This is a genomic window from Salinivibrio sp. PR932 (assembly GCF_001996125.1).
In the GTDB taxonomy this organism is placed as follows: Bacteria; Pseudomonadota; Gammaproteobacteria; order Enterobacterales; family Vibrionaceae; genus Salinivibrio; species Salinivibrio proteolyticus.
Map to the genome: position 1 here is coordinate 14,053 of NZ_MUFM01000030.1, position 12,800 is coordinate 26,852.

Consider the following 12,800-nt stretch of genomic DNA (forward strand, 5'->3'; position numbering starts at 1 on the left):
GTTCTAGTTTGTGACTGTTTCGCAAACTATGACACTGATAGAGTATTCGCGAATCTGGCTACGCTATAATCACGCGTCACAACGATAAACAGGGTCTGGCAACGTACCAAGGCCTCGACATCCCAAGGAACGCCAATGTCATGAGCAAAGAAAAGATAGACGTCAAAGACGTGACCGCAAAAGAATACAATCCGAAAACCCATAAAGGGGGCGACGATCGCTTTAATCCGAGCAATCGCATCTATGTACGCGCGGTAAAAGGCTATTACCAAAAAATGCGCCGCTACATGGGCTGGTTTTTCATGGTGCTGTTTCTTGCGATTCCTTGGATCCCGTATCAAGGACGCCAAGCGATTTTGCTCGATATCGGCAACCAGAAGTTCACCTTTTTTGGCACCACACTTTGGCCACAAGATCTGACCTTATTGGCAGCCTTGTTGATGCTTGGGGCGTTCGGACTCTTTTTTATTACCACCTTCCTCGGCCGCGTCTGGTGCGGATACCTTTGCCCGCAAACTGTGTGGACCTTCCTGTTTATCTGGTTTGAAGAAAAGCTCGAAGGCGCCGCCAACAAGCGTCGTAAGCAAGACTCATTAAAACTGACGCCTGAGCTAGCCGTACGCAAAACCGCGAAACACGCAGCATGGTGGGTGATTTCTTTAATTACGGGCATGACCTTTGTCGGCTATTTTGTCCCCATGCGCGAGCTGGCGGTGGACTTAGTCACCTTTGATACCAGTTTCTGGGTCGGTTTTTGGGTGATTTTCTTTGCCGCCTGTACTTACGGAAATGCGGGATGGATGCGCTCGATTATGTGTATCCATATGTGTCCCTATGCACGTTTCCAATCTGCCATGTTCGACAAAGACACTTTTATTGTCGGCTATGATGTCGAACGGGGTGAAAAACGTGGCCCACGTCCACGTAAAAAAGATCCTAAAGAGTTGGGGCTGGGTGACTGTATTGACTGTAATTTATGTGTTCAAGTCTGCCCAACCGGCATCGATATTCGCGATGGCCTACAGTATGAATGTATCAACTGTGGTGCCTGTATTGATGCCTGTGATCAAACCATGGACCGCATGGGTTATGAACGCGGACTGATAAGCTATACCACCGAGCATAAGCTTGAAGGGAAGAAGACGGCAGTTATGCGACCCAAACTGGTCGGTTATGGCGTCGTTATGACCATTGTCACGGCTATGTTTATCTACTTAGCCATGTCCGTGATGCCCATGGAATTGGATGTCATTCGTGACCGTAACCAGCTGTATCGCGTCAACAATCAAGGGCTGATTGAGAATACTTACACGCTGAAAATCCTCAATAAGACCCAAAGTGATGAAACCTATACCCTCTCGGTGAAAGGGCTAAAAGACGTGCAATGGTACGGCCCACAAACCGTTAAAGTGCAAGCGGGAGAAGTGTTCTCACTGCCCATCAGTTTAGGCGTAGACACCTACGAGATGACCCAACGCATTGCTGACATCACTTTTGTCATGGAGCGTGCATCGGGCGACAAACAAAAAGAGGTCCAAGCGGAAAGCCGCTTTATTACAGACCTTTAATCAGCCACTCAGCTGATTGGTAACAAGGGCGCATGCAGCGCCCTTTTTATTTGTTACCATGACACTTCTGTGCTGAATGAGTAGCAAACCATGACTGAACCTGGCTTTGATTTTCACGCCCTCACCCCTGAGCATCAACTGGATGCCATTGAGTCGGTAGGGATTTACCCACAATCGGGTTTACTTGCACTGAACAGCTACGAGAATCGGGTTTACCAATTTGTTGCCGATGATAGCAAGCGCTACGTGGTGAAGTTTTATCGTCCTGCGCGTTGGACAGACGAGCAAATTCTTGAAGAACACGCGTTTTGCCAAGAGTTAGTCGACGCGGAGGTTCCCGTCGTCGCCCCACTCGTTCTCGACGGGACCAGCTTGTTTCATTTCAACGGCTACCGTTTTGCATTGTTTCCCAGCGTGGGTGGGCGCAACTTTGAAGTCGACAACTGGGACCAGCTCGAAGCGGTTGGCCGCTATCTTGGCCGTATTCACCAAGTCGGTGCCGCTCGACCTTTTCAGGCACGTGCGCGATTTGATCTCGACACCCACCTCTACCAACCTCGCCAAGCATTGACCCGTGCGAGCCTGATCCCCGATGGGATTAAATCGACCTTTTTCTCCGATCTTGACCGACTGATCGATGCCATTAGCGAAAGATGGCACACCAACTGGCCGATTATCCGTTTGCATGGCGACTGCCACCCGAGCAATATTCTATGGCGCGATGGCCCGTTATTTGTCGACTTTGACGACACCCGCAATGGCCCCGCGATTCAAGATCTGTGGCTGTTTTTAAACGGCAGCCGTGCCGATCAGCTGGCCCAACTTGATACCCTTGCCGAAGGCTATCGTGAGTTTAGTGAATTTCCCGCTGACCAATTGCAACTGATCGAGCCCTTACGTGGTCTGAGAATGGTGCACTATATGGCGTGGTTAGCAAAACGCTGGCAAGACCCGGCATTTCCACGTGCATTCCCCTGGTTTGCTGAGGCAAAATACTGGGAAAGTCAGGTGCTTGCTTTTAAAGAGCAGCTTGCCGCCTTACAAGCGCCATCGCTTACCTTGTACCCGTAAGCGTTCAACCGATAACGGAGAGTCATTCAATGATGCTGAAAAAACTGCTTCCTATCTTGCTCGTACTCGGCCTTGCGGCCTGCTCTGAGCCTGAAACCGTCGAGTCGACAAGCCAACAGGCCACGACGCAAACTCAAACCCAAACTGAGCCAGCAGAAGCGATCGACGTCCCCGCCGCCAAACCCGGCCGCTTCAAAGCGGGCGAGGATTATCAAATTCTAGATACCGCAGCGACCGACACCCCAACGGTAACCGAGTTCTTCTCGTTTTATTGTCCGCACTGCTTCCAATTTGAGCCACTGGTGCAGCAGTTGAAGCAACAAGTGCCAGACAATGCCAAAGTGGTAAAAAATCACGTTTCTTTCATGGGCGGCAACATGGGTGAAGTGGTCACACGTGCCTATGCAACCGCCGTGGTCTTAAACGTTGAAGACACCATGATCCCGGTGATTTTTGACCGTATTCATGTGGCCCAAAATGCGCCCAAGTCGCTAGATGACGTTCGCCAAATGTTTGTCGACAACGGCGTCGATGGCAAAGAGTTCGATTCGGCTTACAACAGCTTTGCCGCCAACTCGATGGCCAAACGATTTGATCAATCTTTTGAAAAAGCCGGCCTACGCGGCGTGCCTGCGGTGATCGTGAACGGTAAATATCACGTGACACCGAAAACCGTCGAAACCCCGGAAGAGTACTTCCAGCTGATTAACTTCCTGTTAAGCCAGAAGTAATCAACTGACTTGGGCGTTGAGATGGCGAAGTAAGCCATCCATCGCCCGATACCCTAAGGCCTCGGCAAGATGAGGGCGGCTTATCGCCTCCGCTTCGGCCAGATCGGCAATCGTCCTCGCCACTTTAATGATCCTATGGTATGCCCGTACCGATAGTCCTAATCGATGCAATGCCTGCTCGAGAAACGCAGCATCCACCTGCGCAAGCCGACAATATTCCTCCATTTCGCGATTGCTGAGTAACGCATTCACTTTCCCTTGCCTCGCCAACATACGCGCACGGGCACACGCGACTCTCGCCCGCACCTTTGCGGTTGATTCACCGCGGTCGCCGCCGCTCGATAACATCCCGCGCGGCAGTGCCGGGATCTCAATCGACATATCAAACCTATCCAGCAAAGGGCCAGATAAACGCGCCAAATAGCGCAATACTTGCTGTGGGTTAGAGCGCGCTAGTTCGCCCTCATGATGGCCTGTCGGGCTCGGGTTTAATGCGCCAATCAACTGAAAACGCGCGGGGAAACGGGTTTTACCGTTAGCACGCGAGATAATAATTTCACCCGACTCCAGCGGCTCGCGGAGCGCATCAAGCACACGACGCTCAAACTCTGGCATTTCATCCAAAAACAGCACCCCTTGGTGCGCCAATGAGATCTCCCCGGGACGCGGGACCGTTCCGCCCCCGACCAGTGCCGCCATAGAGCTAGAGTGATGAGGACTTCGAAACGGTCGCTGACGCCAGTTTCCCTCATGTAAAGGTTGCTGGGTTAATGAAGTGACCGCGGCGGAGGCTAACGCTTCTTCGTCGTTCATGGGAGGAAGCAAGTCGCACAAGCGCGACGCTAACATGGTTTTTCCCGTTCCGGGCGGGCCAACAAAAAGCAGATTATGTGAACCACTGGCGGCGATTTCTAGCGCGCGTTTGCCTTGCTGCTGACCGATGATGTCACGTAAGCAGCGGGTTGGCGCCGGCGTTGTATCACCATGTGGTGTCGCGTTAAGCTGCAAACTCTGTTGGCCAGCTAAGTGCTGACACACTGCGATTAAATCGGGCGCTGACACATGGCGCTCGCTGTCCACCAACGCCACTTGGCTAGCGTTATCATCAGGGACCACGAGCGCTCGCTGCGCTTTTTGACTGGCAAGCGCCGCCGGTAATGCCCCTTTGACGGGACGCAACTGCCCGGATAACGCCAGCTCACCAAGAAACTCAAATTCATGCAGCCGTTTCGCTGGAATTTGCCCTGAGGCGACCAAAATGCCAAGCGCGATGGGCAAATCAAAACGCCCACCTTCTTTCGGTAAATCCGCCGGTGCCAAATTGACGGTAATACGCCGTGACGGAAATTCAAAATTGGAGGTCACAATGGCACTTCTGACCCGATCACGCGCTTCTTTGACCGTGGTTTCCGGTAACCCCACCAGCGCAAACCCTGGCAATCCATTGGAAATGTGAACTTCAACCGTCACATTGGGAGCCTCTACCCCGACACACGCTCGACTATGCACAATCGCTAGCGCCATGACTCTATCCTGCTATTACTATGAAACCTTGCGCTTATGGTGACGAGAGAATTTGTGATTCAGAGTAATTTTTTCTTGTCATGCGAGTGAGGTCTGTGATACCACTACAAATGCACAACAATTAAACATGAGACTCGGCGCCAGATCGAGTTCGTGACTGACCTGTAACAAGCAGGCGCAAACAAAAACATAATTAACAAAACGCCCAAAAATGGGCGACTAACGACAAGAAAAGACAGACAAATGCCAAACTTCGCTACCGTCCTCATTATTCGCCTTATCGTGGTCATTCTACCGCGAGGGGTGTAGGTACGCGAAACACAGCAGCAAACATCGCAACCAAGCCCCCGCACCCAACCAGGTTCGGGGGCTTTTTTCATTCATGTGGTCAAGCCACACAAAAACGGAAGCAGCAAAAATGGAGAGCGCAGACACTGACTATTCGCACACCTGCCCTCCCTGTTCATTCGGGGAGGGGCGACGATGACAGGTGCACAATGGGTTGTGGAAGCCTTACGTAAGCAAGGCGTTGAGACGGTATTTGGTTATCCGGGTGGCGCCATCATGCCAGTCTATGATGCGCTATACGACGGCGGCGTCGAACACATTTTATGTCGCCATGAACAAGGCGCTGCCATGGCCGCCATCGGTTATGCTCGTGCTAGCGGGCGTCCCGGCGTATGCCTAGCGACCTCTGGCCCCGGCGCGACGAATCTGATCACCGGATTGGCTGATGCCATGATGGACTCCGTCCCAGTGGTCGCCATCACAGGCCAAGTGGCCAGCCCATTAATCGGCACGGATGCTTTCCAAGAAATTGATGTCTTAGGTTTGTCTTTGGCCTGTACCAAACATAGCTTTTTGGTCACAGACCCCGCAGACCTTACCGCCACGCTCGAAAAGGCGTTCGTCGTGGCACAATCAGGCCGCCCGGGGCCTGTGTTAGTCGATATTGCTAAAGACGTACAACAAGCGCTGATCCCTGCGCCCCGAGAAGCCTCAGTGCCTGCGCCCACTGGCATCCCTCTAGATGCTGTCGCGCTCGAACATGCCAATGCGCTTATCCAAAAAAGCGAGCGTCCTATGCTGTATGTCGGTGGTGGCGTGGTGTTAGGCAAAGCAACGGCGGCGCTTCGTGACTATCTTACTCGCAGTCAAATGCCCGTTGTCAGTACCCTCAAAGGGCTAGGCACCGTTAACAAAGACTATCCGCACTATTTAGGCATGTTGGGTATGCACGGCACCAAAGCCGCCAACCTTGCGGTACAACAATGTGATTTGTTGATTGCCGTCGGGGCCCGTTTTGATGATCGCGTCACCGGGAAGCTCGATACCTTTGCTCCTCACGCAAAGGTAGTGCATGTGGATATTGATGCCGCAGAATTAAACAAGCTGCGCCGCGCACAAGCGCCGGTTTGCGCTGAGCTGAATACCGTCTTACCCAAGCTCGCCACGCCCAACACCTCACCGGCATGGCAAGAGCAAGTACACCACTGGCAACAGCAGCATGCATGGCGTTACGACCATCCCGGCGATGCCATTTATGCGCCCGCGCTACTGAAAACCTTATCAGACAGCATGCCGGCGCAAACCGTGATCGCCACCGATGTCGGTCAACATCAAATGTGGGTCGCCCAGCATGTGACGCCTAGCGAGCCCGAAAACCTATTGACCTCGGCAGGACTTGGCACCATGGGGTTTGGTTTGCCCGCCGCGATGGGTGCGAAGATCGCTCGCCCCCACGATGAGGTGGTGCTGGTGACCGGTGATGGCTCATTTATGATGAATATCCAAGAGCTTGGTACCTTAAAACGCCGAGGCATCGGCGTGAAAATCATCCTGCTCGACAATCAACGCTTAGGCATGGTGCGCCAGTGGCAACAGCTCTTTTTTGATCAGCGCTACAGCGAGACCAATTTATCTGACAACCCTGATTTTCTCACCTTAGCGCGCGCCTTTGACATACCGGGACACCGTATCCGCTGCAAAGAAGAAATACATGCTGGGCTGACCATGATGATGGGCCATCCCGGTCCTTACTTGCTACACGTTGCTATCGATGAAATGGAAAATGTTTGGCCGCTGGTGCCACCCGGTGCGGCCAACCAACAAATGATGGAGCAAAGCTGATGACACAACACCAATTTTCGATTCATGCTACCCACAGTCCAGAATTGTTGGAGCGCATCTTGCGCGTGATCCGTCACCGTGGTTTTACCGTGCGTCAGCTCAATGTCTCCATGCCCACAGCGGCGGGCGAGGTAATCTTTGACGTGACCGTCGAAAGCCAACGCGCGATCGAGACCTTGCGACCACAACTGACTAAGCTATGGGACGTGGTTGAGGTACTCACACCCTCAACCCAATCACATTCCCTACGCGCATAAAAAAGGAAAATAACATGTCGACAAATACCGCTGATTACATTTGGTCTAACGGTGAAATGATCGCTTGGCAGGATGCCACTGTGCACGTACTGACTCACGCGATGCATTATGGTACCTCCGTCTTTGAGGGGATCCGTTGTTACGACACCCCAAACGGCCCGGTGGTCTTTCGCCATCGTGAGCATATGCAGCGCTTAAAAGACTCAGCCAAAATCTACCGCTTCCCGATCCCCTTTAGTGTCGATGCCCTAATGGAAGGATGCCGCGAAACCCTGCGTGTTAATCAACTGCGCTCGGCGTATATCCGTCCGTTAGGCTTTGTGGGTAACGTGGGTTTAGGCGTTTGTCCGCCTGTAGATACAGAAATGGATGTCATCATTGCCGCGTTCAGTTGGGGCAGCTACCTCGGTGAAGATGCACTGGCCCAAGGCGTGGATGCGATGATCTCAAGCTGGAACCGCGCCGCCCCAAACACCATCCCCACCGCAGCTAAAGCCGGCGGAAACTATTTATCCTCCCTACTGGTAGGAGGCGAAGCTCGCCGCCATGGTTACGCCGAAGGGATTGCTCTGGACGTACGCGGCTTTTTATCCGAAGGCGCGGGGGAAAACCTCTTTGTGATCAAAAATGGCGTGATCAGTACACCACCCGCCACCAGCGCGATTTTGCCTGGGATCACCCGTGATTCGATCATCACCCTTGCAAAAGAACAGGGCTACACCGTGCGCGAAGAGCCGATTGCACGCGAAGCGCTTTATCTGGCCGATGAGGTGTTTATGACTGGCACCGCGGCCGAGATTGTTCCCGTACGCAGCGTCGATCAGATCACGGTCGGCGAAGGCCAACGAGGCCCGATCACCGCCGCGTTACAACAAGCCTTTTTCGGCTTGTTTGATGGCACCACCGACGACAAATGGGGCTGGCTTGACCCCGTAAACCCTCAGCACAGCGAATAAAGGCAAAGGAGCCGTAATTATGCCAACCTATCGTTCCGCTACTACCACCCACGGTCGCAACATGGCAGGGGCGCGCGCGTTATGGCGCGCCACTGGCGTCAAAGATGACGACTTTGGCAAACCCATTATTGCCGTGGTGAACTCCTTTACCCAGTTTGTTCCCGGTCATGTCCATCTCAAAGACATGGGCCAGCTGGTGGCGAAAGAAATCGAGCAAGCCGGCGGTATCGCCAAAGAGTTCAATACCATCGCGGTCGATGACGGTATCGCTATGGGTCACGGCGGCATGCTCTACTCGTTGCCTTCTCGCGAGATCATTGCCGATTCCGTGGAGTACATGGTCAACGCGCACTGTGCCGACGCCATGGTGTGTATTTCCAACTGCGACAAGATCACTCCGGGCATGCTGATGGCCGCTATGCGCCTGAATATCCCGGTGATCTTTGTGTCGGGCGGCCCGATGGAAGCGGGCAAAACCAAACTGTCCGATCAAATCCTCAAGCTCGATTTGGTCGATGCCATGATGCAAGGCGCCAATCCCGACGTCTCCGATGAGCAAAGCGAGCAAATCGAACGCTCCGCCTGCCCAACCTGTGGCTCGTGCTCTGGTATGTTTACCGCCAACTCGATGAACTGTTTGACCGAAGCGCTGGGGCTGAGCCAGCCGGGTAATGGTTCCATGCTCGCCACCCATGCCGACCGTGAGCAATTGTTCATCAACGCCGGCAAACGCATTGTGGGTCTGACCAAACGCTACTACGAGCAGGACGATGACAGCATCTTGCCACGCAATATCGCCAACCGTGCCTCATTTGAAAATGCTATGGCGCTGGATATTGCCATGGGTGGGTCCACCAATACGGTCTTACACCTGCTGGCCGCCGCGCAAGAAGGCGAAATTGATTTTGATATGGATGACATCGATCGCATGTCTCGCCAAGTACCTCACCTTTGCAAAGTCGCGCCGTCAACCCAGCAATATCACATGGAAGATGTGCACCGTGCTGGGGGTGTGATGGGCATTCTTGGGGAGCTACAGCGCGCGAACCTGCTCAATGTCAAACAACAAACCGTGCTGGGGATGAGCCTCGAGGAACAGCTCGCCCAGTATGACATCATGCAAACCGATGATGAGGACGTGAAGTCTTTTTATCGCGCCGGCCCCGCAGGCATCCGCACCACCCAAGCGTTCTCGCAACGTTGCCGTTGGGATACCCTGGATGATGATCGCCAATCCGGGTGTATTCGTGCCCATGAATACGCCTTTAGTCAAGATGGCGGGCTTGCCGTGCTACAAGGCAACATCGCCTTGAACGGCTGCATCGTCAAAACCGCAGGGGTGGATGAAAGCATACTGACCTTTGAAGGCCCCGCGGTGGTGTTTGAAAGCCAAGACAGCGCGGTAGATGCCATTTTAGGTGGCAAAGTGAAAGCGGGTGATGTGGTGGTGATCCGCTATGAAGGCCCGAAAGGTGGCCCAGGTATGCAAGAAATGCTGTATCCGACCACCTACTTAAAATCGATGGGATTGGGTAAATCCTGTGCCCTGCTCACCGATGGTCGTTTCTCTGGGGGGACATCTGGGCTGTCCATCGGCCATGTTTCGCCCGAAGCAGCCAATGGCGGCACCATCGCCTTAGTCGAAGATGGCGATCGGATTCGTATCGATATTCCTAGCCGCGAAATCAGCCTGCTGGTGGATGAAGCCACCCTCGCCACCCGCCGTGCTGAGGTGAACGCTCGCGGTTGGAAGCCTAAAGACCGCCAACGCCAAGTCTCCTATGCGCTAAAAGCGTATGCCAGTCTCGCCACCAGTGCCGATAAGGGTGCAGTGCGCGATCGCAGTAAGTTGGAGGAGTAACCATGCAACAGGCGCAAACGTCACCCGAACACCCCATGGATGGCCCGGATTACTTAAGGAATATTTTACGTGCGCCTGTCTATGAAGTGGCGACTGTCTCGCCACTTCAGGCCATGAAGCGACTCTCTGAACGCTTAGGTAATCAGGTTCAGCTCAAACGTGAAGACCGGCAGCCCGTGCACTCATTTAAGCTACGCGGCGCGCATAACATGATGGCGCAGCTGACAGAGGCGCAGAAAAAAGCGGGCGTGATCGCTGCATCAGCGGGTAACCACGCCCAAGGTGTCGCCCTGTCCGGCAGTAAACTGGGTATCAAAGCCACCATTGTCATGCCCCGCACCACTCCCGCCATCAAAGTTGAAGCCGTTAAAGGCTTTGGGGGGAATGTGGTCCTACACGGCAATAACTTTGATGAAGCGAAAAGCAAAGCACAAGCGCTGGCCGACCAACACGGCTATACCTTTGTGCCCCCTTTTGATCATCCGCAGGTCATTGCCGGACAAGGCACGATCGGGCTGGAGCTGGTGCAACAAAACAGCCACCTTGATTACATTTTTGTCCCGGTCGGCGGAGGTGGTATTGCTGCCGGTGTGGCGGTGCTTATCAAGCAGCTTATGCCCAATATCAAGGTAATCGGAGTGGAGGCGGAAGACTCGGCGTGTCTGCGTGCCGCCTTGGATGCAGGCTTTCCCGTCACCTTAGAGCGGGTGGGAACTTTTGCCGATGGGGTGGCGGTTAAACGGATTGGTGACGAATCATTTCGACTGTGTCAGCAATACCTAGACGACAGTATTACCGTCTCCAGTGATGCGATTTGTGCTGCCGTACAAGATATTTTCGAAGACACGCGCGCGATCTCTGAACCGTCAGGTGCCTTGGCACTCGCTGGTCTCAAGCATTATGTCGACAAGCACCAACTACAAAACAAGCAATTGGGGGCGGTACTGTCGGGCGCCAACACCAACTTCCACTCACTACGCTACGTGTCTGAGCGTGCTGAACTGGGGGAGAAACGTGAAGGCCTACTGGCGGTGACCATCCCCGAGCAAACCGGTGCATTTTTACAGTTTTGCGATATTCTCGGTGGCCGCGCGGTTACCGAATTTAACTATCGCTATGGCGACGACCAATTGGCCAATATTTTTGTTGGGGTACGTTTACTGGGCGGGCAAGAAGAGCTCGACAGTATTCTGCATGATTTGCGCCAAGCCGGTTATCCGGTCGAGGACTTATCTGACGATGAGATGGCCAAGGTACACGTACGCTACATGATTGGTGGGCGACCCTCGGTGCCGCTTAACGAGCGCCTGTATAGCTTTGAGTTTCCGGAATACCCCGGGGCATTACTGCACTTCTTGCAAACCTTGGGCACTCACTGGAACATTAGCTTATTCAACTACCGCAACCATGGCTCAGATTATGGCCGTGTGCTATGTGGGTTTGAACTTGGCGAGCAGGACTTACTCGCGTTTACCGCCCATTTGCGTGAACTGGGTTATGCGTGGAAGGACGAAACGGCTAATCCAGCCTATCGCTTCTTTCTCTCTCGCCGTTAAGCGAATAATACAAAAAGGCCCGACAGGGGGTGCCGGGCCGATAACAGAGGTTAAGCGCGCTTATCTGGCGAGAGTGATACCAGATACTCGGCAATCGATAAGGCGTTATCCATCACCGTTTGGCGCGCCACTTGAGGCAACTGGCTTAACAGACTGGTCAATGCCGCTAAATCATCGCGGTGAGAGAAGGCAATATCTCGCTCGTCTGTTTCACCATAAATAAACCAATTAAATGGGCGACCAGTGATCTCTGCAATCGTGATGAGCGCGAGAATCTTAGGATCGGTCTTTCCCGACTCCACATCCAAGTAGGTTTGGCGCGCCACATTCAAACGCTTCGCCATGTCTACTTGGGTTATTTTACTGAATTCCCGTGCTTCACGGATCCGTTGCGCCATGCTCGCTGTCGAAATCACCATGGTCCATGCCTCATCTCTGTTACCCGGGCCGTTTAAACATCGGTTCCCGTCACATCACCGACCTTGCATTATGCATGGCTCGGCGGGCCTATCATGGGCGTTGTCATCGATAGTGTGATGCTACGCTGCTGATGCCTACCTCAGTAAGCAGGCACTTACCCGCATATCTAATCAGGCAGGCAGGCCTTTAGGCACGCTGTGCGGCCTTAGAATAGTTCACCAAGAATGAGGCCATGTTCACGCTCTGGTTCAAGATCGCCGTACGTGCTTCATGCGGTAAACGAGAGAAGTGCTCCAACAAGCGGTTCACATCTTGCTTGTACTGCACATCGTGCATCTCGACGTCTTCATCGCCATACACAAACCAAACTAATGGGCGCTCAGTCAGCTCAGCGATGTTCGACAACATGCGCACACGCGGTTCGGTTTTACCATTTTCAATATCCAAGTAAGTTTGGCGTGCGACATTGAGTAGCTTGGCCATTTTTACTTGAGTGATCCCTTTCCACTCACGGGCTTCTTTGATGCGCTTAGCGACTTGGTTTTTAGAGTCAATCATTGCTTCCTCTCTACAACTTATCAATGTTGGTACTTGTCCATCGACTATGCACAATGCAGGCCAAGTTATTAGGCAGGAGTAAAAGCAATAAAAATCATAAACTTATGGTATAGAATAGCGTTCTGTTTGTATTTTCAGGCGGGATGTCTGAGATTGAGTGCAAAATGA

At 53.1% G+C, this 12,800-nt stretch carries 11 protein-coding genes; 8 read left to right on the forward strand and 3 right to left on the reverse strand.

The features are described from left to right. Positions 1-140: 140 nt before the first annotated feature. The 3 genes from ccoG to BZG84_RS12985 all read left to right on the forward strand — a co-directional run bounded on the left by ccoG (position 141) and on the right by BZG84_RS12985 (position 3,370). On the forward strand, positions 141-1,568 hold the full coding sequence (ccoG, locus tag BZG84_RS12975; protein WP_077479873.1) for a cytochrome c oxidase accessory protein CcoG: 1,428 nt from the start codon (positions 141-143) through the stop codon (positions 1,566-1,568). 90 nt (positions 1,569-1,658) lie between these two features. After that, positions 1,659-2,639: a serine/threonine protein kinase gene (locus tag BZG84_RS12980; RefSeq protein ID WP_077479874.1), complete on the forward strand. Its 981-nt coding sequence runs from the start codon at positions 1,659-1,661 to the stop codon at positions 2,637-2,639. A 29-nt stretch (positions 2,640-2,668) separates the two neighbouring features. Then, positions 2,669-3,370 (forward strand): thiol:disulfide interchange protein DsbA/DsbL, encoded by a 702-nt coding sequence (locus tag BZG84_RS12985; protein WP_232112144.1) that lies wholly within the window; start codon positions 2,669-2,671, stop codon positions 3,368-3,370. On the opposite strand, the gene BZG84_RS12990 is transcribed toward BZG84_RS12985, so the two are convergent. Continuing rightward, positions 3,371-4,894, reverse strand: coding sequence for a YifB family Mg chelatase-like AAA ATPase (locus BZG84_RS12990; protein WP_077678302.1), 1,524 nt, complete (start codon positions 4,892-4,894; stop codon positions 3,371-3,373). A 483-nt stretch (positions 4,895-5,377) separates the two neighbouring features. Here BZG84_RS12990 and ilvG point away from each other — a divergent pair, with 483 nt between their 5' ends. The 5 genes from ilvG to ilvA are packed head-to-tail and all read left to right on the forward strand — an operon-like array spanning position 5,378 to position 11,654. Next, entirely contained in the window at positions 5,378-7,024 is a 1,647-nt protein-coding gene (gene ilvG, locus BZG84_RS12995) for an acetolactate synthase 2 catalytic subunit (protein WP_077678303.1), read from the forward strand. Continuing rightward, positions 7,024-7,281 (forward strand): acetolactate synthase 2 small subunit, encoded by a 258-nt coding sequence (ilvM, locus tag BZG84_RS13000; protein ID WP_069588069.1) that lies wholly within the window; start codon positions 7,024-7,026, stop codon positions 7,279-7,281. The genes ilvG and ilvM overlap by 1 nt, the downstream gene beginning before the upstream one ends. Before the next feature lie 14 nt (positions 7,282-7,295). Next, positions 7,296-8,237, forward strand: coding sequence for a branched-chain-amino-acid transaminase (ilvE, locus tag BZG84_RS13005; protein WP_069588071.1), 942 nt, complete (start codon positions 7,296-7,298; stop codon positions 8,235-8,237). 19 nt (positions 8,238-8,256) lie between these two features. Further along, positions 8,257-10,098 carry a dihydroxy-acid dehydratase gene (ilvD, locus tag BZG84_RS13010; RefSeq protein ID WP_077479878.1) on the forward strand — a complete coding sequence of 614 codons (1,842 nt, stop codon included), beginning with the start codon at positions 8,257-8,259 and terminating at the stop codon, positions 10,096-10,098. A 2-nt stretch (positions 10,099-10,100) separates the two neighbouring features. Beyond that, positions 10,101-11,654, forward strand: coding sequence for a threonine ammonia-lyase, biosynthetic (ilvA, locus tag BZG84_RS13015; protein WP_077678304.1), 1,554 nt, complete (start codon positions 10,101-10,103; stop codon positions 11,652-11,654). Between the two features lie 50 nt (positions 11,655-11,704). Here the strand turns inward: ilvA and BZG84_RS13020 are convergent, their stop codons facing one another. Then, positions 11,705-12,073: a helix-turn-helix domain-containing protein gene (locus tag BZG84_RS13020; RefSeq protein WP_077479880.1), complete on the reverse strand. Its 369-nt coding sequence runs from the start codon at positions 12,071-12,073 to the stop codon at positions 11,705-11,707. A gap of 187 nt (positions 12,074-12,260) precedes the next feature. After that, positions 12,261-12,632: a helix-turn-helix transcriptional regulator gene (locus BZG84_RS13025; RefSeq protein WP_069588077.1), complete on the reverse strand. Its 372-nt coding sequence runs from the start codon at positions 12,630-12,632 to the stop codon at positions 12,261-12,263. Between the last annotated feature and the right edge of the window lie 168 nt (positions 12,633-12,800).